General features: G+C 70.8%; 21 protein-coding genes and 1 tRNA gene. 21 read left to right on the top strand and 1 reads right to left on the bottom strand.

What is annotated here, in order from left to right; all coding sequences use genetic code 11:
- The first annotated feature begins 108 nt into the window (after window positions 1-108).
- The 4 genes from B082_RS0101355 to B082_RS0101370 all read left to right on the top strand — a co-directional run bounded on the left by B082_RS0101355 (window position 109) and on the right by B082_RS0101370 (window position 4350).
- A complete protein-coding gene (locus tag B082_RS0101355) occupies window positions 109-960 on the top strand; it encodes an EcsC family protein (RefSeq protein ID WP_086023897.1) in 852 nt (283 codons plus the stop codon).
- Between the two features lie 316 nt (window positions 961-1276).
- A complete protein-coding gene (locus B082_RS0101360; RefSeq protein WP_018550022.1) occupies window positions 1277-2215 on the top strand; it encodes a hypothetical protein in 939 nt (312 codons plus the stop codon).
- A gap of 71 nt (window positions 2216-2286) precedes the next feature.
- Window positions 2287-2739, top strand: coding sequence for an ATP-binding protein (locus tag B082_RS0101365; RefSeq protein ID WP_026249309.1), 453 nt, complete (start codon window positions 2287-2289; stop codon window positions 2737-2739).
- Between the two features lie 177 nt (window positions 2740-2916).
- Window positions 2917-4350 (top strand): ATP-binding protein, encoded by a 1434-nt coding sequence (locus B082_RS0101370; RefSeq protein WP_018550024.1) that lies wholly within the window; start codon window positions 2917-2919, stop codon window positions 4348-4350.
- Between the two features lie 102 nt (window positions 4351-4452).
- On the opposite strand, the gene B082_RS0101375 is transcribed toward B082_RS0101370, so the two are convergent.
- Window positions 4453-4524 (bottom strand) — tRNA-Arg (locus B082_RS0101375).
- Between the two features lie 216 nt (window positions 4525-4740).
- Here B082_RS0101375 and B082_RS0101380 point away from each other — a divergent pair.
- From B082_RS0101380 to atpE, 17 genes are all read left to right on the top strand, one after another.
- Window positions 4741-5154, top strand: a complete 414-nt coding sequence (locus tag B082_RS0101380; RefSeq protein WP_018550025.1) for a response regulator transcription factor — start codon at window positions 4741-4743, stop codon at window positions 5152-5154.
- A 98-nt stretch (window positions 5155-5252) separates the two neighbouring features.
- Window positions 5253-6449, top strand: coding sequence for an ArgS-related anticodon-binding protein NrtL (gene nrtL, locus B082_RS0101385; RefSeq protein ID WP_018550026.1), 1197 nt, complete (start codon window positions 5253-5255; stop codon window positions 6447-6449).
- 25 nt (window positions 6450-6474) lie between these two features.
- Window positions 6475-7866 carry a diaminopimelate decarboxylase gene (gene lysA, locus B082_RS0101390; RefSeq protein ID WP_026249310.1) on the top strand — a complete coding sequence of 464 codons (1392 nt, stop codon included), beginning with the start codon at window positions 6475-6477 and terminating at the stop codon, window positions 7864-7866.
- A 125-nt stretch (window positions 7867-7991) separates the two neighbouring features.
- Complete coding sequence (locus tag B082_RS0101395) at window positions 7992-9302, top strand: homoserine dehydrogenase (RefSeq protein WP_018550028.1); 1311 nt, start codon at window positions 7992-7994, stop codon at window positions 9300-9302.
- Between the two features lie 6 nt (window positions 9303-9308).
- Window positions 9309-10379, top strand: a complete 1071-nt coding sequence (gene thrC, locus B082_RS0101400) for a threonine synthase (protein WP_018550029.1) — start codon at window positions 9309-9311, stop codon at window positions 10377-10379.
- Between the two features lie 306 nt (window positions 10380-10685).
- Window positions 10686-11603, top strand: coding sequence for a homoserine kinase (gene thrB / locus B082_RS0101405; protein WP_018550030.1), 918 nt, complete (start codon window positions 10686-10688; stop codon window positions 11601-11603).
- 404 nt (window positions 11604-12007) lie between these two features.
- Entirely contained in the window at window positions 12008-14056 is a 2049-nt protein-coding gene (gene rho / locus B082_RS0101410) for a transcription termination factor Rho (RefSeq protein ID WP_018550031.1), read from the top strand.
- 355 nt (window positions 14057-14411) lie between these two features.
- A complete protein-coding gene (locus B082_RS0101415; protein WP_018550032.1) occupies window positions 14412-15509 on the top strand; it encodes an LCP family protein in 1098 nt (365 codons plus the stop codon).
- 143 nt (window positions 15510-15652) lie between these two features.
- Window positions 15653-15874: a 50S ribosomal protein L31 gene (gene rpmE / locus B082_RS0101420; RefSeq protein WP_018550033.1), complete on the top strand. Its 222-nt coding sequence runs from the start codon at window positions 15653-15655 to the stop codon at window positions 15872-15874.
- A 150-nt stretch (window positions 15875-16024) separates the two neighbouring features.
- Window positions 16025-17101: a peptide chain release factor 1 gene (gene prfA, locus B082_RS0101425; RefSeq protein ID WP_018550034.1), complete on the top strand. Its 1077-nt coding sequence runs from the start codon at window positions 16025-16027 to the stop codon at window positions 17099-17101.
- A 43-nt stretch (window positions 17102-17144) separates the two neighbouring features.
- Window positions 17145-17990 carry a peptide chain release factor N(5)-glutamine methyltransferase gene (gene prmC, locus B082_RS0101430; protein WP_018550035.1) on the top strand — a complete coding sequence of 282 codons (846 nt, stop codon included), beginning with the start codon at window positions 17145-17147 and terminating at the stop codon, window positions 17988-17990.
- Window positions 17991-18051: 61 nt separating this feature from the next.
- A complete protein-coding gene (locus B082_RS0101435; protein ID WP_018550036.1) occupies window positions 18052-18699 on the top strand; it encodes an L-threonylcarbamoyladenylate synthase in 648 nt (215 codons plus the stop codon).
- A complete protein-coding gene (locus tag B082_RS0101440) occupies window positions 18696-19337 on the top strand; it encodes a low molecular weight phosphatase family protein (RefSeq protein WP_018550037.1) in 642 nt (213 codons plus the stop codon). The genes B082_RS0101435 and B082_RS0101440 overlap by 4 nt, the downstream gene beginning before the upstream one ends.
- Window positions 19338-19588: 251 nt before the next feature.
- Window positions 19589-21010 carry an MraY family glycosyltransferase gene (locus B082_RS0101445; protein ID WP_026249311.1) on the top strand — a complete coding sequence of 474 codons (1422 nt, stop codon included), beginning with the start codon at window positions 19589-19591 and terminating at the stop codon, window positions 21008-21010.
- A gap of 259 nt (window positions 21011-21269) precedes the next feature.
- Entirely contained in the window at window positions 21270-21707 is a 438-nt protein-coding gene (locus B082_RS0101450; RefSeq protein ID WP_018550039.1) for a hypothetical protein, read from the top strand.
- A gap of 226 nt (window positions 21708-21933) precedes the next feature.
- A complete protein-coding gene (atpB, locus tag B082_RS0101455) occupies window positions 21934-22755 on the top strand; it encodes a F0F1 ATP synthase subunit A (RefSeq protein ID WP_026249312.1) in 822 nt (273 codons plus the stop codon).
- A gap of 68 nt (window positions 22756-22823) precedes the next feature.
- On the top strand, window positions 22824-23072 hold the full coding sequence (atpE, locus tag B082_RS0101460; protein ID WP_018102636.1) for an ATP synthase F0 subunit C: 249 nt from the start codon (window positions 22824-22826) through the stop codon (window positions 23070-23072).
- Window positions 23073-23106: the final 34 nt, after the last annotated feature.

A 23106-nucleotide genomic window follows, 5' to 3' on the forward strand; every position in this document is an offset into this window, starting at 1 on the left:
GTGCGTACGCTGACGCAGCGTACGCGCTGCGAGCCTGGCGTGAACGGGGATTTCGGCGTTGCGTGCGAAGTGCCGTGCCGGGGCATCGACCACCTGTACGTTCCCGTCATGGACATGGACAAATCGAGCGAGAGCGCGGAGTCGCGGTTCTCCGCTCTCCTGGCCGGTGCGGCGCGGCTTCCGGGCGTGCGGATCGACCGGCAGGCGTACCTCCGGACGGCATTGCGCCGTCACTGCTCGGAGGAGGACGTACGCAAGGCGGTGGAGGAGACCCCGGCGGCGGCGGGCGTCTCTGTGGACGTTCTGGAACGGGTGGCGAACGAGGCGATCCGCTACGAAACCGCCAAGGTGAGCGCGCTCTCGGCGGCCACCGGGCTTCCTGGTGCCCTCGCCATGCCCGCCACGGTGCCCGCCGATCTCGCCCAGTACGTCGGTCACATGCTGCGCATCGCGCAGAAGCTCGCCTACCTCTACAGCTGGCCCGATCTGTTCTCGGGTGAAGACGACGTCGATGACGCGACCAGGAGTGTGCTCACGCTCTTCTTCGGGGTGATGTTTGGGACCCAGTCCGCGAACATGGCCGTGGGGAAGGTGGCCGAGGCGATATCCAAGGAGGTCGCCAAGAAGTTGCCGCAGAAGGCGCTGACCAAGGGTGTCGTCTATCCGGTCGTGAAGAAGATCGCCGCACACCTCGGCGTCAAGATGACGAAGCAGACGTTCGCCAAGTCCGTCTCGAAGGCCGTTCCCGTCGTCGGGGCCGTGGTGTCCGGCGGGTTCACCCTGGCGACCTTCCTCCCCATGGCGAAGAGACTCAAGAAGCATCTTTCCAGCCTGGAACTCGCAGTGCCGACCGGGCAGGTCATCGTGGGTGAAACCGTGCCGGCCACGGACGAGGTGAACATCCCGAAGCAGGCCCGCGACTGGCGGCTGGTGCGCCGCCGGAAGGAAGTCGAGGGGTGATCGCCGCTCGGGTCTCGGATCTTGGCTCTCGGGTCTCGGGTCTCGACTCTTGGGTCCCGGGCGGCGTGTTCGGGGTGCCCTTGGGCTTCGAGATCCAAGACCCGAGCGGTGTTTTCCATCCGGCGGGGAGGGCGGGAAGGGGAAACCCTGCCACCCTCCCGACCCCGTCACGGCCAGCAAGTATGACTAATAGTGAGCGAGTTGCAGCGGAAAGTCGCGACTGCTTACGGTGCCCCCAACGAAACGACCCCGACGCGGTGTTCTCGCACCGGCCGGGGTCTGACCCAAGATCGACACCCAATGAAAGACCGATCTCATGGCTGCCCAGCACTTTAGCCCCGCCCCCTCCGCGCCCGAAGCCTCGCGCCCGCACCGCACGGCCAACTCCGGCTACGGCAAGCAGGCCGTCCCCGGTCAAGGCCCCTCCCAACCCGCCGACTTCGCCGCCCTGCCCGAGCGTGAGCGGTACGTCGCGGCTTACGTCGACCGCCTGCCCGACGGTGCCGCCATGGACATCAAGTCGCTGGCCAAGGACCTCCCCCTGTACGGCCAGATGGCCATCGGCACCGCCCTGCGCGCCCTCGCCGTGGCCGGACACCTGCGCCGCGTACGGCGGCGGGTCGACGGGGAAGGCACGTGCCGGTGGGTGACGTACACCTACTGGTCCCGGACCGCCCGCGACAACGAGTGGTGGATCACCGCGCTCTCCGGCACGGCCGCCGCCCCGGACGCGGACCCGGTGGACGTGCCCCCGCAGCGCCCCGCCCCCGAGCGCCCCGCCGAGCGCCCCGCCCCCGAGCCGCCGCCCGCGCGGCCGGACCCGGCCGCCCCGCTCTCCGTCGCCTACCTCGCCCTCGCCGGGCTCGGCCGCCGTGAACCCCGGCTGGCGCTCTCCGCCGCCGATTGTGCCGCCCTGGAACCGCTCGCCGCCGCCTGGTTCGCACGCGGTGTCGGCGTCGAGCACCTGACGTCGGCGCTCACCGCCGGGCTGCCGGAGGCCGTCAGGCACCCGCTCGGCCTGGTGCGCCGCCGCCTCGCCGACAAGATGCCGCCGCACCTGCCGGACGCGACGGGCCCCGCGAGCGGGCTCCGGGTGGAGTGCGTCGAATGCGGCCGCCCCGGCCGGGCGGACGCCCTCCCGGACGGCCTCTGCCGCCCGTGCCGGATCTCGCACACACCGTCCGTGACCCCGGACGGCGCCCATGGGGTCTCGGCCCGGGTCGACGGGCTCCGGGAACTGCTGCGGACACCCTGAGTGCGTACGCTCACTCTGAGTACGCGGCTGATTACTGGTGCGCGGTGTGGGCGTACCGCCAGATTGGTGGCATGACACCACTGCCCATCGCGGTCGCCCCCCAAGCTCCGGCCACCGCAAGCGTGTTCACCCAGCGCTTCAGCTCCACCCCGCGCGGTGCCCGGCTCGCCCGGCGGCTCGCCCTGCACCAGCTCGACGCCTGGGGCGTGCCGCACGGCACCACGGCATCCGACACCGTCGCCGTGCTCGTTGCCGAACTCGCCGCCAACGCCGTCACGCACGGCCGCGTCCCCGGCCGCGACTTCGAGCTGGTCGTCCGGCTCACCGGCCGCACCCTCCGCATCGAGGTCTCCGACGCCCGGGGCGAACGCCGCCCGCCCGCCGGGGGCGTGACCGAGCCCGCCCCGCTCGCCGAGGAGGGCCGGGGGCTGCTCCTGGTGGGCGCGCTCGCCGACCGGTGGGAGGTGCTGGACCGCGCCTGCGTCGGCAAGACGGTCGTGGCCGAACTGGACCTGCCGCTCTGACGGTGGACTGCGTGACAGAGGGCCGCACGCGGCGAGGTGGGGCCCTGTGCTCGCGGATTCCCGACCCGTCGTCTCGGCGGGGCTGCCGACGACGGCGGTAGAAGCGGGCTAGTCTAAGTAAGATTCAATCTACGTAATATCGAATCTATGTTTCATGGAGATCGGGTTGGGGCTCTGATGGAGTTCAAGGGCAGGTCCGTCGACCTGGATCAGCTGGCTCGGCAGCTGGGCCTGGTGGTCGGCGGTACGGGCGCCACCCGTGGCCAGGCTGTGATCGTGACGGGCCGGCGCCGGGTGGGCAAGTCTCGTCTGGTCCAGGAGTTCTGCGACCGTTCAGGGCTTCCCTACGTGCTCTTCCAAGCGACCCGGGGACGCAATGCCGTGGCCGAGCGGGCGGACTTCGCCGCGACGCTGGCGCATTCCCCTCTTCCCGGGGCCGATCTGGTGGCCGGGCTGCAGGCTTCCGACTGGAACCAGGCGCTGCGCTCCCTGGCGGTCGCGGTTCCGGACGATGTCCCGAGCATCGCGGTGCTCGACGAGGTGCCGTGGCTGGTGGAGCAGGACGGGGAGTTCGAGGGGGCGCTGCAGACGGTCTGGGACCGGCACCTGTCCGCCAAGCCCGTCCTGTTGATCCTGGTCGGCAGTGACATGTCGGTGATGGAGGCGCTGCAGTCCTATGGGCGCCCGTTTTTCGGCCGGGCGGCGAAGATGACCGTACAGCCGCTGCATCTGGCCGATGTGCAGGCGATGACCGGGCTTGACGCGGCGGAAGCGGTGGACGCGCTGCTGATCACCGGAGGGTTCCCGGAGATCGTTCAGTCCTGGCGTCCGGGGACGGGCCCCGGAGACTTCCTGCGCGAGGCTGTGTCCAACCCGCTTTCGCCGCTGTTGGTGGCGGGCGAACTGTCGCTGCTGGGGGAGTTTCCCGAGGCATCCCACTCGCGCGCGATCCTGGAAGCGGTCGGCAGTGGCGAGCGGACCTTTTCCACCATCGCCGCACAGGCCGGCGGTGTGGGCGCGCTGCCCTCGGGCACGCTGTCCCCGTTGTTGAACACGCTGCTGGCCAAACGCGTCCTGGCCGCTGACCTGCCGCTCTCCGTCAAGGCGGACAGCAAGAACAAGCGCTACCGGATCGCCGATCCGTATCTCCGGTTCTGGCTGGCCTTCCTGCGGCGCGGGATCCCGCTCATCGAGCGTGGCCGTGGTGATCTGGCGCTGGAGCGCATCGAGCGGTCGTGGACGACCTGGAGGGGCCGGGCCGTCGAGCCGGTCGTCCGCGAGTCGCTGCTGCGGTTGCTGCCCGATGAGAGGTGGCCGCAGACGGAGGCGGTCGGGGGCTGGTGGAACCGGCAGAACAACCCGGAGATCGACCTGATCGGAGCCGACCGTGAACCCGTGGCGGGGCAGGTCCACTTCATCGGCTCGGTGAAGTGGCTGGAGTCGCAGCCGTTCGGCCGTCGTGAGTACGACGCCCTGGTACGGGACATGCTCGCCGTGCCCGGTGCCGGGCCGGACACGGCGCTGGTCGCGGTGTCCCGTTGCGGTGTCGAGGGTGATCTGCCTCTGGCGGCGCACTGGGGCCCGGAGGACCTTGTCCGTGCCTGGCGGTAGCCGGGGAAAAGGCCGGGGACCACGGATTCTCCGGCATGGAACAAGAAAGCCTCTGACTTGCATTTCTGCAGGTCAGAGGCTTCTTTAGCACTTCTCGCGAAGTGCCCCCGGCAGGATTCGAACCTGCGCACCCGGCTCCGGAGGCCGATGCTCTATCCCCTGAGCTACGGGGGCGTATCGCTGTGCTGCTCTGCGACGGGTGAAACACTACCAGCTTCGTCGGGGTGCCCGTGAACAGGTATTCCGCGTCATCGCGCGGGGGTCGACCGCCCGTCGCACACACATCCAGCCAACCTCGCCGCCCCGTGTCCGGGGACGGAAGTGGGCAAAACCCGGACGCAGCCCCTCCGCCACGCCTACTCTCGAAGGGTGTCAGGGGCATGCGGCCGCGTGCTTGTTGTCGACGACAACAAGGTCATCCGGCAGTTGATCAGGGTCAACCTTGAGCTTGAGGGCTTCGAGGTCGTGACCGCGGGCGATGGTGTCGAGTGTCTGGATCTGGTGCACCGGGTGCATCCCGATGTGATCACGCTCGATGTCGTCATGCCGCGGCTGGACGGTCTCCAGACGGCCACCAGACTCCGGTCCGATCCGCGCACGGGCCATCTGCCCCTCGCGATCATCAGCGCCTGCACGCCGTACGAGGTGGACAACGGGGTCGCGGCCGGTGTCGACGCGTTCCTGGCGAAGCCGTTCGAACCGAGCGAGCTGGTGCGGCTCGTGCGGCGGCTGATGGAGCGCGGGCGGCCGCCCGTCCTGGACGGTGGGCCGGGTGCCGGGCGGGCGGAGAGCGCCGCGGGCTGACCGTGCGGCGGGATCGTGGCCGCCGGACGGGCCCGATGGCTGACCGCATGGCGAAACCGGTTCGCGAAAGGCCCCCCTTCCTCCCATACGCTGGTCCCGTGACCCCCGTCGACCTCTCCACGACCGTGCTGCGCGCCGTGCGCCGCGCGGTCGGCGAGAACGCCTTGCGCGCGCCCGTGCCCGCGCGCGTACGGGTGGAGAGGACCCGGCCCGGCGGTCGCGGAGACTACGCGAGCGCCGTCGCGCTCCAACTTGCCGGGCCCGCCGCACTGCCCGCCCGCGAGGTCGCCGAGATCCTCCGCGACCGGCTCACCGGAGTGCCCGGCGTCTCGCGCGTCGAGATCACCGGCCCCGGCTTCCTGAACTTCACGCTCGACGCCTCGGCCGGCGCCGCCGCCCTCCGGGACATCGTGCGTCGGGTGCGGGAGGAGGGGGAGCGGTACGGGTACGGGGGCGACCTCGCCGGACAGCGGCTGGGCGTCGTCCACGCCCGCGAGGTCCGGGCCGCCGTCACCGCCGACGCGGTCCGCCGGCTGCTGACCGCCCAGGGGGCCGTCGTACGCCTCAGCTGCGAGGGGGAGCCGGACGCGGACTGGGCTCGGCTCGGGGTCGCCACCGACGCGTACGGGAAGCCGCCGGCCGAGCCCGGCGCGGACCGGCCGGCGTCCGGCGTCGCCGCCGACGGGCCCGCCGCCGACGGGCCCGACGCCCCCGGGACGCCGCTCGTCCCGGTGCGCCCCGTCCCCGCAGGGGACACCGCCGCGACCCTGCTCACCCGGCTCGGCCCCGACGCCGCCCGCTGGGGGCTGCTCCGGCCCGCCGGGCACGACCACGCGCCCCTCGGTCCCGAGCTGATCGTGCAGACCGAGGCCAACGCCCTCTTCCGGGTCCGCTACGCGTACGCCCGCACCCGTGCCGTGGTCCGGGAGGCGGGACGGCTCGGTGTCGTCGTCCCGGGAGACGGCGAGGACATCGACGCCACCGGGGCCGCCGCGGGGCCCAGCCAGGACATCGACGCCACCGAGGCGTCCGCCGCCCTCCTCGCCCTCCTCGCCGACCACCCCGACGTGCTCGCCGCCGCCGCCCGGCACCGCGCGCCCGACCGGCTCGCCCGGCACCTCGAAGCGGTCGCGGGCGCCTTCTTCGACTTCCACGACGCCGCCCCACCGCTGCCCGTCGGGGACGAGAAACCCTCGGCCGCCCACCGCTCCCGGCAGGCCATCGCCGAAGCCGCCGGGACGGTGCTGGCCGGCGGCCTGTCCCTGCTCGGCGTCAGCGCGCCCGAACACCTCTGAAGACCCGAGAGAGCAGAGCCACACGATGAGCCGATCCGCACACCCCGCCGGGCCCCGTCACGCCGACGTCATGTCGGAGGGCCACTACACCGCCCCCGCCGACGACCTCAACGCCCTGGACGAGAAGGTGTGGTCCAGCACCGTCACCCGGGACGAGCACGGCGCCCTGACCGTCGGCGGGATCGAAGTCTCCCGTCTCGCCGAGGAGTTCGGCACCCCGGCCTACTTCCTGGACGAGGCCGACTTCCGGGCCCGCTGCCGCGCCTGGTCCGATGCCTTCGGGCCCGGCGCCGACGTCTTCTACGCCGGCAAGGCGTTCCTGTCCCGGGCCGTCGTGCGCTGGCTCCAGGAGGAGGGGCTCAACCTCGACGTCTGCTCGGGCGGCGAGCTGACCACCGCGCTGGACGCCGGGATGCCGGCCGAGCGCATCGCCTTCCACGGCAACAACAAGACGGTCGAGGAGATCGAGCGGGCCGTCGGGGCGGGCGTCGGGCGCATCGTCCTCGACTCCTTCCAGGAGATCGTCCGCGTCGCGCACATCGCGCGGCGGCTCGGCAGGCGCCAGCCCGTACAGATCCGGGTCACCGTCGGCGTCGAGGCGCACACCCACGAGTTCATCGCCACCGCCCACGAGGACCAGAAGTTCGGCATCGCGCTGGCCGGGGGACAGGCCGCCGAAGCGGTGCGCCGCGCCCTCACCCTGGACGGGCTCGAACTCATCGGCATCCACTCCCACATCGGCTCGCAGATCTTCGACATGGCCGGCTTCGAGGTCTCCGCCCGCCGCGTCGTGCAGCTGCTCGCCGAGGTGCGCGACGAGCACGGCGTCGAACTGCCCGAGATCGACCTCGGCGGCGGCCTCGGCATCGCGTACACCTCCGAGGACGACCCGCGCGAGCCGCACGAGATCGCCAAGTCGCTCGGCGACATCGTCACCCGCGAGTGCGAGGCCGCCGGGCTCGCCACCCCCCGCATCTCCGTGGAGCCGGGCCGCGCCATCGTCGGCCCGACCGCCTTCACGCTCTACGAGGTCGGCACGATCAAGCCGCTGGAGGGGCTGCGGACGTACGTCAGCGTGGACGGCGGGATGTCGGACAACATCCGCACCGCGCTGTACGACGCCGAGTACAGCGTCACGCTCGCCTCGCGCACCTCGGACGCCGAGCCGATGCTCGTCCGGGTCGTCGGCAAGCACTGCGAGAGCGGCGACATCGTGGTCAAGGACGCCTTCCTGCCGTCCGACCTGGCCCCCGGCGACCTGATCGCCGTGCCCGCCACCGGCGCGTACTGCCGTTCCATGGCGAGCAACTACAACCACGCCCTGCGCCCGCCGGTCGTCGCCGTGCGGGACGGCGCGGCACGGGTGATCGTCCGGCGCGAGACGGAGGAAGATCTCCTGCGTCTCGATGTCGGCTGATGCCGTATTTCCCGGCCCGTACCACCGGGGCCACGTAAACATCTCAGGATCCGGACGGGTGGCGGGAACGCCCGTCCGGTGAGTGAGACTGGTCCGTACAACAGATGTAAAGGAAACGAGGTCGGATGATGCGTACGCGTCCGCTGAAGGTGGCGCTGCTGGGCTGTGGAGTGGTCGGCTCAGAGGTGGCGCGCATCATGACGACGCACGCCGCCGACCTCGCCGCACGCATCGGCGCGCCGGTGGAGCTCGCGGGTGTCGCCGTGCGCCGCCCGTCCAAGGTGCGCGAGGGCATCGACCCCGCACTGATCACCACGGACGCGACCGCCCTGGTCAAACGGGGCGACATCGACGTGGTCATCGAGGTCATCGGGGGCATCGAGCCCGCCCGTACGCTCATCACCACCGCCTTCGAGCACGGCGCGAGCGTCGTCTCCGCCAACAAGGCGCTGCTCGCCGAGGACGGCGCCGCGCTGCACGCCGCCGCCGAGCGCGACGGCCGGGACCTCTACTACGAGGCCGCCGTCGCCGGAGCCATCCCGCTGGTGCGCCCGCTGCGCGAGTCCCTGGCCGGCGACAAGGTCAACAGGGTGCTCGGCATCGTCAACGGCACCACCAACTTCATCCTCGACAAGATGGACACCAGCGGCGCCGGCTACTCCGAGGCGCTGGACGAGGCCACCGCCCTCGGCTACGCGGAGGCCGACCCCACCGCCGACGTGGAGGGCTTCGACGCTGCCGCCAAGGCCGCGATCCTGGCCGGCATCGCCTTCCACACCCGGGTGCGGATCGGCGACGTGCACCGCGAGGGCATCACCGAGGTCACCGCCGCCGACATCGCCTCCGCCCGCCGCATGGGCTGCACGGTCAAGCTCCTCGCCATCTGCGAGCGCGCCGCCGACGGCGCGTCCGTGACGGCCCGCGTGCACCCCGCGATGATCCCGCTCAGCCACCCGCTGGCCTCGGTCCGCGAGGCGTACAACGCGGTGTTCGTGGAGGCCGAGGCGGCCGGGCAGCTGATGTTCTACGGTCCCGGCGCGGGCGGGGCGCCCACCGCGTCCGCGGTCCTCGGCGACCTCGTCGCCGTCTGCCGCAACAAGCTCAACGAGGCCCCCGGGCCCGGTGAGTCCGCGTACACGCGTCTGCCGGTGAGCCCCATGGGCGACGTCGTCACGCGGTACCACATCAGCCTCGACGTGGCCGACAAGCCGGGCGTGCTCGCCCAGGTCGCCACGGTCTTCGCCGAGCAGGGCGTATCCATCGACACGGTCCGTCAGAAGGGCCGTCCGGACAGTCAGGAATCCGGCGGCGAGGCCTCCCTCGTCGTCGTCACCCACCGCGCGCCCGACGCCGCCCTCTCCGGGACCGTCGAGGCGCTGCGCAAGCTCGACACCGTGCGCGGTGTCGCCAGCATCATGCGTGTTGAAGGGGAGTAAGGACCCATGACCACCAAGGGCACCCACCAGTGGCGCGGCATCATCGAGGAGTACCGGGACCGTCTCCCGGTCACGAGCACGACGCCGGTCGTCACGCTCCGTGAGGGTGGTACGCCGCTCGTCCCCGCTCAGGTCCTCTCCGAGCGCACGGGCTGCGAGGTGCACCTCAAGGTCGAGGGCGCCAACCCCACCGGGTCCTTCAAGGACCGCGGCATGACCATGGCCATCACCCGGGCCAAGGAGGAGGGCGCGCAGGCCGTCATCTGCGCCTCCACCGGCAACACCTCCGCCTCCGCCGCCGCGTACGCGGTCCGGGCCGGGATGGTCTGCGCCGTCCTCGTGCCGCAGGGCAAGATCGCGCTCGGCAAGATGGGCCAGGCGCTCGTCCACGGCGCCAAGATCCTCCAGGTCGACGGCAACTTCGACGACTGCCTGACGCTGGCCCGCTCGCTCTCGGACAACTACCCGGTGGCGCTGGTCAATTCGGTCAACCCGGTCCGTATCGAGGGCCAGAAGACCGCCGCGTTCGAGATCGTGGACGCGCTCGGCGACGCCCCCGACATCCACGTCCTCCCGGTCGGCAACGCCGGCAACATCACCGCGTACTGGAAGGGCTACACCGAATACGCGGGCGACGGCGTCTCCACGCACAAGCCGCGGATGTGGGGCTTCCAGGCCTCCGGCTCCGCGCCCATCGTGCGCGGCGAGGTCGTCAAGGACCCGTCGACCATCGCCACCGCGATCCGGATCGGCAACCCGGCCTCCTGGAACTACGCGCTCGCCGCGCGGGACGAGTCGGGCGGCTTCATCGACGAGGTCACGGACCGTCAGATCCTCTCCGCGTACCGGCTGTTGGCCTCCCAGGAGGGCGTCTTCGTGGAGCCCGCCTCGGCCGCGTCCGTCGCCGGGCTGCTCAAGGCCGCCGAGGAGGGCAAGGTCGACCCCGGACAGCGCATCGTCTGCACGGTGACCGGGAACGGCCTCAAGGACCCGGACTGGGCCGTCGCGGGCGCACCGCAGCCGGTCACCGTCCCGGTCGACGCGGCCACCGCGGCCGAGAAGCTGGGCCTGGCGTAACAGCGCGGCGCACCCGGGGCCCGGTCCGCACGACGGGCCCCGGGGCGCGACGGTGGCAACGCATCGTCAGAATTAGCGCCCTACCGGCCCATTCCCGGCCGGAGAGCGCATCGCGGGCGTGCGACACGCATCGTGCGCCTCCTGTGCGCCCTATGTCGCCACAGAACCTTCCTTCGATAAGCTGTACCCAACCCGCCCCGTCGCATCTGCCGGGGTTCCCCGGGCCGTTGCGGCTCCCCACGAACCATTTCCCGTAGTCGCAGCGCCCCGAATCCCCGCCGCCTCACAAGGAGAGTCGTCACAGCGATGGCCGGTCCCGCCTTCCGAGCCGCCGCCGTCCGGGTGCGCGTCCCCGCGACCAGCGCCAACCTGGGCCCCGGTTTCGACGCCCTCGGCCTGTCGCTCGGCCTGTACGACGACGTCGTCGTCCGCGTCGCCGACTCCGGACTGCACATCGACATCGCCGGTGAGGGCGCGGACACCCTGCCCCGCGACGAGAAGCACCTGCTCGTACGGTCCCTGCGCACCGCCTTCGACCTGCTCGGCGGACAGCCGCGCGGCCTGGAGATCGTCTGCGCCAACCGCATCCCGCACGGCCGCGGCCTCGGCTCCTCCTCCGCCGCCATCTGCGCCGGCATCGTCGCCGCCCGCGCCGTGACGACCGGCGGCGACACCCGCCTGGACGACGCGGCCCTGCTGGAGCTCGCGACCGAGATCGAGGGTCACCCCGACAACGTCGCGGCCTGCCTCCTCGGCGGATTCACGCTCGCCTGGATGGACGGGTCATCGGCCCGCGCCATCAGGATGGATCCCTCGGATTCCATCGTTCCGGTGGTTTTCGTACCCGGCAAGCCGGTGCTCACCGAAACCGCCCGCGGACTGCTTCCGCGCACCGTCCCGCACGTCGACGCCGCCTTCAACGCGGGCCGTGCCGCCCTCCTCGTGGAGGCCCTGACCAGGCGCCCCGAGCTGCTGCTCACGGCCACCGAGGACCGGCTGCACCAGGACTACCGCGCACCGGCCATGCCCGAGAGCGTGGAACTCGTGGGCCGGCTGCGCGCCGAGGGCGTCCCCGCGGTCATCTCCGGTGCCGGACCGACGGTGCTGGCCCTGGCCGGGGACGGCGCGGCGGACAAGGTCGCCCGACTGGCGGGCGAGGGGTGGGCGGCCAACCGGCTGACTCTCGACGCCCGGGGTGCGAGCGTCCTGCCGCTCGCGGCCTAGAGCGGGAGACCGCTGCCCCAGAAGTGATTGCCGGTGAGTGAGAGGGGGAATGTTTGTTGGAGCCGGTAGTGTTAACCTCAAGTCTGCAATCGACGTCCATGAGGCGCGTTGCTTCGTGTCCCCTTCGGGACCACCAATTCTTCCGGGAGCCTCCCCAACTGCCTGAGCAGCCTGCCTGAGCAGTTGCGAGCACGCTCCGGAACCGGCACGACACCCCTCGCTCGTCCAGGAGTGGGCCGAGCAGGGGGATGCTCGCGCCGGGCCCATGCACACGTTCATCTCTCCGCCGTTCTACCCGGCGGACCACCGCCCCGGCACGGGCCGCACCACCGAGGACCGAAGCCGGACAGCACAACCGGTCGCCGAGCCAGAAGGCCGACGTCCGCTCCAGGGAAGGACCCTTCGTGAGCGACACCACCGATCTGATGGGCGTGACTGCCGACAAGAACGTCGACAGCGCCGCGCCCGCCGAAGGTGCTGCCACTGGCACCACCGCACGGCGCCGCCGCTCCGGCACCGGCCTTGAGGGCATGGTCCTGGCCGAGCTGCAGCAGGTCGCGTCCGGCCTCGGTATCAAGGGCACCGCGCGGATGCGCAAGAGCCAGCTGATCGAGGTCATCAAGGAGGCCCAGGCCGGCGCCGGGTCCTCCGCGCCCAAGGCCAAGGCCGCCCCCGCCGAGGCGGCGGAGACCAAGCCGAAGCGCCGCGCGACCTCCAAGACGCGTACCGGCGCGGGCGACGAGACCCCGGCCGCCGCTCCCGCCGACAAGGCCGCGGCCCAGCAGCAGATCGACATCCCCGGCCAGCCGGCCAGCGACGAGCAGCCCACGGGCGAGCGCCGTCGCCGCCGCGCGACCGCCCAGGCGGGCAGCCCGGAGAGCAAGTCGGACGCCAAGGCGCAGACGCAGACCAAGGACCGGGCGCAGGACGAGCCGAAGCAGGAGCAGAAGCACGAGGCTCCCGCCGACGACCACCGCTCCGAGCCCAAGGCGGAGGCCGCCGCGGACAACGCCGAGGGGCGCCGCGGGGACCGCCAGGAGCGCGGCCAGCGCGGTGAGCGGGGGGACCGCGGCGAGCGCCGTGACCGCCAGCGCGACCGCCGGGGCAAGGGCGACGACCAGGGTGGCGGCCAGGGCGGCCGGCGCCAGGGCGGCGGCCAGGGCCAGAGCCAGAACCAGGGCGGCGGCGGCCCGCAGGACGACGGCTTCGACGACGAGGGCGGCCGGCGCGGCCGGCGCGGGCGCTACCGCGACCGCCGCGGCCGGCGCGGGCGCGAGGACTTCGCGGGCGACGCCCCGCCGGTCAGCGACGACGACGTCCTGATCCCCGTCGCGGGCATCCTGGACATCCTCGACAACTACGCGTTCATCCGGACCTCCGGCTACCTGCCGGGCCCGAACGACGTGTACGTCTCGCTGGCCCAGGTCCGCAAGAACGGCCTGCGCAAGGGTGACCACGTCACCGGTGCCGTGCGCCAGCCCAAGGACGGCGAGCGGCGCGAGAAGTTCAACGCGCTGGTCCGCCTCGACTCGGTCAACGGCATGGCGCCCGAGACCGGCCGCGGCCGTCCCGAGTTCCAGAAGCTGACGCCGCTCTACCCGCAGGACCGGCTCCGCCTGGAGACCGACTCCAACATCCTGACGACGCGGATCATCGACCTGGTCGCCCCCATCGGCAAGGGCCAGCGAGGGCTGATCGTGGCCCCGCCGAAGACCGGTAAGACCATGATCCTCCAGGCCATCGCCAACGCGATCACGGTCAACAGCCCCGAGTGCCACCTGATGGTCGTCCTGGTGGACGAGCGTCCGGAAGAGGTCACCGACATGCAGCGGTCGGTGAAGGGCGAGGTCATCTCCTCGACCTTCGACCGTCCCGCCGAGGACCACACCACCGTCGCCGAGCTGGCCATCGAGCGCGCCAAGCGCCTCGTCGAGCTGGGTCACGACGTGGTCGTCCTGCTGGACTCGATCACCCGTCTGGGACGCGCGTACAACCTCGCCGCCCCGGCCTCCGGCCGCATCCTGTCCGGTGGTGTCGACTCGACCGCGCTCTACCCCCCGAAGCGCTTCTTCGGTGCGGCGCGCAACATCGAGGACGGCGGCTCGCTGACCATCCTGGCCACCGCGCTGGTCGAGACCGGCTCGCGGATGGACGAGGTGATCTTCGAGGAGTTCAAGGGCACCGGCAACATGGAGCTCAAGCTCGACCGCAAGCTCTCCGACAAGCGCATCTTCCCGGCGGTGGACGTCGACGCGTCCAGCACCCGCAAGGAGGAGATCCTGCTCGGCAGCGAGGAGTTGGGGATCGTCTGGAAGCTGCGCCGGGTGCTGCACGCGCTCGACCAGCAGCAGGCCATCGAGCTGCTCCTGGACCGGATGAAGAAGACCCAGTCCAACGCGGAGTTCCTGCTCCAGATCCAGAAGACGACGCCGGCCCCGGGCAACAACGACTAGTCGTAGCCCCTCCGGCAGCAGCACACAGGGCCGCCCCCGCACTCCGGTGCGGGGGCGGCCCTGTGTTGTACGCCGTTGCCGTTCCGAGACCTTCGCCACACGGCCGCCCGTGTCCGGGCGCCCGGACAGTTGCCTGTACCGGCCACGAAACCGCAGGTGAACGCGGGATCACCGGCTGTCCGGGCCCGCCCGGAGGCCGTCCGGCGCTTACCCGGAGGCCACGGGGGGCTGTGCAACCCTTCTTGTCGCCGCCGCGTCGTACCCAGGAGTGACGAACAACAGCGACAAAGCGGCACACACGCCCGCTCGCCACCGCAGGGGGTAGCCGGAAGCAGCCGACGGAACGAGGAGACGGATGAGCGAGCAGAGCGGGAGCAGCCGAATACGGGCCACCGGCAAGCGCCGGAAGAAGCCCTCCCGCCGCCGCAGAGCGACCCGCACAGCCGCCTGGGGCCTGGCCGGCGTGGTCGTCGTGGGCGGAGCGGGGCTCGGATACGCCTACGTCCACCTCAACGGCAACCTCCAGGCCGTCGACATCAACACCGCGCTCGGCAAGGACCGCCCCAGCAACGTCGACAACGGCTCCGAGGACATCCTCGTCCTCGGCTCCGACTCCCGCTCCGGCGCCAACGGCGAGTACGGCACCGACGAGGGCGCGGCCCGCTCGGACACCGCGATGGTCGTCCACGTCAACAAGGGCCACAAGTCCGCGAGTGTGGTCTCCATCCCGCGCGACACCCTCGTCACCCGGCCCGACTGCACGGGCGACGAGAGCGGCGAACCCGTCGCCGGACAGCGGCGGGCGATGTTCAACACGGCGTACGAGGTCGGCGGACCGGCCTGCGCGGTCAAGACCGTGGAATCGATGTCCGGCATCCGCATGGACCACTACATCGAGGTCGACTTCACCGGCTTCAAGAAGCTCGTCGACAAGCTCGGCGGCGTCGAGATCACCACCAAGCGGGCGATCAACGACCCGGCGAGCCATCTGGACCTCGAACCCGGCACCCACACCCTGGACGGCGAGCAGTCCCTCGGCCTGGTCCGCACCCGCAAGAGCGTCGGCGACGGCAGCGACCTCGGCCGCATCCAGCTCCAGCAGGCCTTCATCAAGGCGCTGATGCAGCAGGCCAAGAGCGTGGGACTGCTCAACGGCACCAAGCTCTACGGCATCGCCGACACCGCCACCAAGGCCATCACGACCGACTCCGACCTCGGCTCGGTCACCGAGCTGGCGCGCTTCGCGACCGGTCTCAAGGGGCTCGGCTCCGACGACGTCCACATGGTGACCCTGCCCGTGGAGTACGACCCCGCCGACCCCAACCGCGTCGTCCCGCTGGAGAAGGCCGGCGAACAGGTGTGGGACGCGCTGCGCCGGGACCGGCCGATTCCCGCGTCCGCCACCGAGCAGTCGGCCGGCGACAAGGGCGACGCGGGGCAGATCGTGCAGTGACCGGGACGGCCGGGGAATACCCGGCCGTCCACCCCGGTTTTGGGAGATACGGCCGGTCCTGGCAGACTGGTACGTCGGCCCCGGTTCACGGACGCGCAATCCGCGCGTACGACCCGGCGCCCTCCCGAACCTAGGAGAAACCCTTGAAGCGCGACATCCACCCCCAGTACGTCGAGACGCAGGTCAGCTGCACCTGTGGCGCGTCGTTCACCACCCGGTCCACGCTGGACAGCGGCGCCATCCGTGCCGACGTCTGCTCCGAGTGCCACCCGTTCTACACGGGCAAGCAGAAGATCCTCGACACCGGTGGCCGCGTGGCCCGCTTCGAGGCCCGCTTCGGCAAGACCGCCACCGCCAGCAAGTAGCGAGCCGTCCGCGCCGGTCCGCGGCGCCCTCTTCCCGGGGGCGCCGTGGCCGGCGTTTTTTCCGGCCGGGGCACGGAACCCTCCGCGTCCCGCCCGGCAGGCAACCGCCGGCCGGCAGGTACGACCAGCGAAGGAACCAGGAGCCCGAAAATGTTCGAGGCGGTCGAGGAACTGATCGGTGAGCACGCCGATCTCGAGAAGCAGCTCGCGGACCCGGCGGTCCACGCGGACCAGGCAAACGCGCGCAAGCTCAACAAGCGCTACGCCGAGCTGACCCCGATCGTCGCCACGTACCGCTCCTGGAAGCAGACCGGTGACGACATCGAGACCGCCCGCGAGCTCGCCGCCGACGACCCGGACTTCGCCGCCGAGGTGAAGGACCTGGAGAAGGAGCGCGAGGACCTCACCGAGAAGCTCCGCCTCCTGCTCGTACCCCGGGACCCCAGCGACGACAAGGACGTGCTCCTGGAGATCAAGGCCGGGGCGGGCGGCGACGAGTCCGCGCTGTTCGCCGGCGATCTGCTGCGCATGTACCTGCGCTACGCCGAGCGCGTCGGCTGGAAGACCGAGATCATCGACTCCACCGAGTCCGAGCTCGGCGGCTACAAGGACGTCCAGGTCGCCGTGAAGACCAAGGGCGGCAACGGGGCCACCGAACCCGGCCAAGGCGTGTGGGCCCGGATGAAGTACGAGGGCGGTGTGCACCGCGTGCAGCGCGTGCCCTCCACCGAGTCCCAGGGCCGCATCCACACCTCCGCCGCCGGCGTCCTCGTGACGCCCGAGGCCGAGGAGGTGGACGTCGAGATCCACGCCAACGACCTGCGCGTCGACGTCTACCGCTCGTCGGGCCCCGGCGGCCAGTCCGTCAACACGACCGACTCCGCCGTCCGCATCACGCACCTGCCGACCGGCGTCGTCGCCTCCTGCCAGAACGAGAAGAGCCAGCTCCAGAACAAGGAGCAGGCCATGCGCATCCTGCGCTCCCGCCTGCTGGCCGCCGCCCAGGAGGCCGCCGAGCAGGAAGCCTCGGACGTACGTCGCAGCCAGGTGCGCACGGTCGACCGGTCGGAGAAGATCCGTACCTACAACTTCCCGGAAAACCGGATCTCGGACCACCGCGTCGGCTTCAAGGCGTACAACTTGGACCAGGTCCTCGACGGAGACCTGGACGCGGTGATCCAGGCCTGTGTCGACGCCGACTCCGCGGCCAAGCTCGCCGCCGCCTGACCTCACCGCCCGCCCCGCTCGTGAACCCGTACGGAGAACCGCGATGAACCTGCTGCTCGCCGAGGTGGCCCAGGCCACCCAGCGGCTGGCCGACGCCGGTGTTCCCTCACCGAGATTCGATGCCGAGGAACTCGCCGCGTTCGTGCACGGCGTCAAGCGGGGCGAGCTGCACAACGTGCCGGACGCCGACTTCGACGCCCGCTACTGGGAGACCGTCGCCCGCCGCGAGGCCCGCGAACCGCTCCAGCACATCACCGGACGCGCCTTCTTCCGCTACCTGGAGCTCCAGGTCGGTCCCGGTGTCTTCGTGCCCAGGCCGGAGACCGAGTCGGTCGTCGGCTGGGCCATAGACGCCGTCCGCGCGATGGATGTCGTCGAGCCCCTGATCGTCGACCTGTGCACCGGCTCCGGCGCCATCGCCCTCGCCATGGCCCAGGAGGTGCCGCGCTCCCGCGTGCACGCCGTGGAGCTGTCCGAGGACGCCCTGAAGTGGACCCGGAAGAACGCCGAGGACTCGCGCGTCACCGTGCACCGCGGCGACGCCCTCACCGCCCTGCCCGAGTTCGACGGCCAGGTCGACCTGGTGATCTCCAACCCGCCGTACATCCCGCTCACCGAGTGGGAGTACGTGGCGCCCGAAGCCCGCGACCACGACCCCGAGATGGCGCTCTTCTCCGGCGAGGACGGCCTCGACACGATCCGCGGCATCGAGCGCACCGCCCACCGTCTGCTCCGCCCCGGCGGCCTCGTCGTCATCGAACACGCCGACACCCAGGGTGGCCAGGTGCCCTGGATCTTCACCGAGGAGCGGGGCTGGGCCGACGCGGCCGACCACCCGGACCTCAACCGGCGCCCCCGCTTCGCCACGGCCCGCAAGGCGATGCCGTGACCGGCGGGCACGAGCCGGACCCGTACCAGCCCTACCCGTACATGCTTGAGGAGGCCGGCTGATGGCACGGCGATACGACTGCAACGACGCGACCGACCGTACGACGGGTCTGCGCGAGGCCGCGTCAGCCGTCCGCCGCGGCGAACTCGTCGTGCTGCCCACCGACACCGTCTACGGGATCGGCGCGGACGCCTTCGGTTCCGAGGCCGTCGGTGACCTGCTGGAGGCCAAGGGCCGTGGCCGCAACATGCCCTCACCCGTCCTCATCGGCTCGCCGAACACCCTGCACGGCCTGGTCACCGACTTCTCCGAGCAGGCCTGGGAGCTGGTCGACGCCTTCTGGCCGGGCGCGCTGACGCTCGTCGCCAAGCACCAGCCCTCGTTGCAGTGGGACCTCGGCGACACCCGGGGCACCGTCGCCGTCCGGATGCCGCTGCACCCGGTCGCCATCGAACTGCTCACCGAGGTCGGCCCGATGGCCGTCTCCAGCGCCAACCTCACCGGCCACCCCTCGCCGGAGACCTGCGACGCCGCCCAGGAGATGCTCGGCGACTCCGTCTCGGTCTACCTCGACGGCGGTCCGACCCCGGGCATCGTGCCGTCCTCCATCGTGGATGTCAGCGGGAAGGTGCCCGTCCTGCTGCGCGCGGGCGCGCTCTCGGCCGAGGACCTGCGCAAGGTGGTACCCGACCTTGAGGTGGCCAATTGACCGCCCCCGAGGGGCGTGGCATAGCGGGGCGGGCCGGCACTTTCCGCATCCTCCACGTCAGCACCGGCAACGTCTGCCGCTCACCGATCACCGAGCGGCTGACCCGCCATGCCCTGGTGGACCGCCTCGGCGATCCCCTCCAGGGCGGGCTGATCGTGGAGAGCGCGGGCACCTGGGGCCACGAGGGCGCCCCCATGGAGGCCAACGCCGAGGTGGTGCTCGCCGACTTCGGGGCCGACGCCACCGGCTTCACCGGCCGTGAGCTGCTCGACGAGCACGTGATCCGCGCCGACCTGGTCCTCACCGCCACCCGCGACCACCGGGCCCAGGTGATCTCGATGGGCCACTCGGCCGGGCTGCGCACGTTCACGCTCAAGGAGTTCACCCGCCTGGTGCGGGCCATAGACCCCGCGACCCTGCCCGACGCCCGCGAGGAGGGCGTCGTGGAGCGCGCCCGCGCCCTGGTCCGGGCCGCCGCCGCGCTGCGCGGCTGGCTGCTGGCGCCGACCGCGGAGGCCGACGAGGTGTACGACCCGTACGGCGCCCCGATCACGTTCTTCCGGTCCATCGGCGACGAGATCAGCCAGGCCCTCGATCCGGTCGTCACCGCGCTGACCGGCGTCCCCGCCCCGCACTGACCCCCCGGCCCCGCGGGGGCCGTCCACGCCGCGCCGAGGGCCGTACGGCGGCCCGGGGATGACGTGGCGTACCCACCGGGTCCCGGACAGCGGGTCCGCGAACCGGCCCCGCTCCACCCGGCCCACCCCGGGTGACATCGACCCTTTGTCCGCGATGACAGCGGTCTGTGCAACCATCGCGGACGGCTCCGTGTCCTCAACCATGGGACCTGTCTAGTTAAGGTGTGGGCTGAGATGGCCGGCGACATTCTGTGGGGCAGCCCGTGCGTGACTATTTGCTGACACTCTGTGTCACGGCCGCTGTGACCTACCTGCTCACCGGCCCGGTGCGCAAGTTCGCCATCGCGGTCGGGGCGATGCCCGCGATCCGCGCGCGCGACGTCCACCGCGAACCGACCCCGAGGCTCGGCGGCATCGCCATGTTCGGCGGGCTGTGCGCGGGCCTGATCGTCGCCAACCACCTGGCCAATCTCGACGGTGTCTTCGACCGCTCCAGCGAGCCCAGGGCGCTGCTCTCCGGGGCGGCGCTGATCTGGCTGATCGGGGTGCTGGACGACAAGTTCGAGATCGACGCCCTGATCAAGCTCGGCGGACAGATGCTCGCCGCGGCGGTCATGGTGCTCCAGGGCCTGACGATCCTGTGGCTGCCGATCCCGGGCGTCGGGACCGTGGCCCTCACCCCGTGGCAGGGCACGCTGCTTACTGTTGCGCTGGTCGTCATCACGATCAACGCGGTCAACTTCGTGGACGGGCTGGACGGCCTGGCGGCGGGCATGGTCCTGATCGCCGCCGCCGCGTTCTTCCTCTACACCTACCGGCTCTGGTACGGCCACACGATCGAGGCCGCCGCTCCGGCGACGCTGTTCGCCGCGATCCTGATGGGCATGTGCCTGGGCTTCCTGCCGCACAACATGCACCCCGCCCGGATCTTCATGGGCGACTCCGGCTCGATGCTGATCGGCCTCGTCCTGGCGGCCGGCGCGATCTCCGTGACCGGGCAGGTCGACCCGGACACCATGAAGATCTTCGAGGGCAGTGAGCGTCAGGCCACCCACGCGATGCTGCCGGTCTTCATCCCGCTGCTGCTGCCGCTGACCATCATCGCGATCCCGGCGGCCGACCTGGTGCTGGCGATCGTGCGGCGCACCTGGAACGGCCAGTCGCCCTTCGCGGCGGACCGCGGCCACCTGCACCACCGGCTGCTGGGGATCGGGCACTCGCACAGCCGGTCGGTGCTGATCATGTACTTCTGGTCGGCCCTGATCGCGTTCGGTGCGGTGGGTTACTCGGTGCACTCGACGTCCATGTGGATCGTGCTGGTGATCGTGGGGCTGAGCGCCCTGGGGCTGATCCTGCTGCTGATGCCGCGCTTCACCCCGCGTGCGCCGCACTGGGCGGAACGCTTCGTACCGCCCCGCTACCGCCGCAGACCGCGCGGTCCGGAGGGGGAGCCCGGGGCGGAGCCGCACGGCGCCGAGGAGGGCCAACAGGGGCCCCAGGACGGGCAGATGGAGCGGGAAGGGGCGGGCGGATCGCAGGACGGCGGAGGCGGGCGCCCGGCCGCGGCCGGCGCCCCGGTCGCCGCGGGTGTCTCCGGCGTCAACGGAGCGACCGCCATTGGTCACCGTTCGCGTTTCGCGGACCGCCGTGAAGCCGGTTCCACCCGTCGGTGAACCGGGCATCGGTGCCCATTAGCAGACACTTCGAAAGTGTGCCTCGCTCACACGTGCTCGTTAGTCCTCACGTGTGACAGCAAGCACACTTTCTTGGTAAAGACCTCATCAAATAGTTTGTGATACCGTTCACGAAGCCCGGTGACAGAGCCGAAGGACCTGATGTAGCACGGTCCATCGGCCCGAGGCATCGACTCGGACCGGGCCTACGCTCGTCCCTGACGACACACTGCCCACCCCCTGCAAGCGGAGCTGCCCCATGCCGTCCAACGACGTCCGGACTCTCCTCCAGACCGCCGTACCCACCGCTGTCGCCGGCGCCGTAGCCGCCGCGATCAGCGCTGGTGTCGCCGGCGGCAAGGGAGCCCTGGGCGCGGTCGTCGGAACGGTCGTGGTCATCCTCTTCATGGGGATCGGACTCATGGTCCTGCAGCGGACCGCCCGGTCCATGCCCCACCTCTTCCAGGCGATGGGGCTCGCGCTCTACACGGCGCAGCTCCTGCTGCTGTTCATCTTCGTCGCCGTATTCAAGAACACTTCGCTGTTCAACCCGAAGGCCTTCGCGATCACGCTGGTCGCGACGACCCTCGTGTGGATCGGCGCACAGGCGCGTGCGCACATGAAGGCCAAGATCCTTTACGTCGAACCCGAGTCCGACAAGGGCGAGAAGCCCGGGAAACCGGGGTCCGAAGCGTGAAGGGTAGGGGCGGAATAAACGCGGGGTCAGGACCCTGCTATCGTCCGGTTCCAACTGCGGCACTGCGGGCGCGTGCATGTGAGCTGACGCCTGCTCGATCGCGAGGCTCACATGCCTGACTGCCGCTCACACATCCGAAACACCAGTCCAGTGCCGAACCGCGGCTGTGCGCCGCGCCGACACAACGAGGTTGCCGTACCTATGCGCCACGCTGAAGGAGCCCGCGGTGAGTGCTGACCCGACACAGGTGCTCGCCTTCGAGACCGATTGCCACCTCTTCGACGGTTGTGGCTTTCCGGCACCCGGCCTGCACTCGTTCCTGTTCGAACCCCTCTGGGGCGACGCGGACAGCAACTTGTACTTCAACAAGACGATGCTGCTGGCCCTGCTCGGCTCGGTCATCATCGTTGGCTTCTTCTGGGCCGCCTTCCGTAAGCCGAAGTTGGTGCCCGGCAAGCTTCAGATGACGGCCGAAGCCGGCTACGACTTCATCCGCCGCGGCATCGTCTACGAGACGATCGGCAAGCGCGACGGCGAGAAGTACGTCCCGCTGATGGTCTCGCTGTTCTTCGTCATCTGGATGATGAACCTCTGGTCCATCATCCCGGTTGCCCAGTTCCCCGTGACGGCGATCATCTCGTACCCGGCGATCCTCGCCGGAATCGTCTACCTCCTGTGGGTCGGCCTGACCTTCAAGAAGCACGGTTTCGTCGGAGCCTTCAAGAACTTCACCGGCTACGACAAGAACCTCGGCGGGGTCCTGCCGCTCTCGATGACCATCGAGTTCTTCTCGAACCTCCTGGTCCGGCCGTTCACGCACGCGGTCCGACTCTTCGCCAACATGTTCGCGGGCCACACGCTCCTGCTGCTCTTCACGATCGCCAGCTGGTACATGCTCAACGGCATCGGCATCGCCTACGCAGGTGTGTCGTTCGTGATGGTCCTCGTGATGACGGCCTTCGAACTCTTCATCCAGGCTGTCCAGGCCTATGTGTTCGTGCTGCTGGCCTGCAGCTACATCCAGGGCGCTCTCGCCAAGGGCCACTGAGCACCCCACCTCCTGAAGCACCCGGTGGCCAACCCCCACCGGACATTGAAAGAGAAGGAAGAACCGGCATGTCCGCTCTCCAGACCCTCGCCGCCGGCGTCGAAATCAAGGGCAACCTCGGCTCGATCGGTTACGGCCTCGCCGCGATCGGCCCCGGCGTCGGCATCGGCATCATCTTCGGTAACGGCACCCAGGCGCTCGCCCGTCAGCCCGAGGCTGCCGGTCTCATCCGCGCCAACCAGATCCTCGGCTTCGCCTTCTGTGAGGCGCTCGCCCTGATCGGTCTGGTCATGCCGTTCGTCTACCCGACCTCCTGACCGGTCGCGAACAGCCCATTCGACGGAAGGCACT

The organism is Streptomyces sp. ATexAB-D23, from assembly GCF_000373645.1.
GTDB classification, from domain to species: Bacteria; Actinomycetota; Actinomycetes; order Streptomycetales; family Streptomycetaceae; genus Streptomyces; species Streptomyces castrisilvae.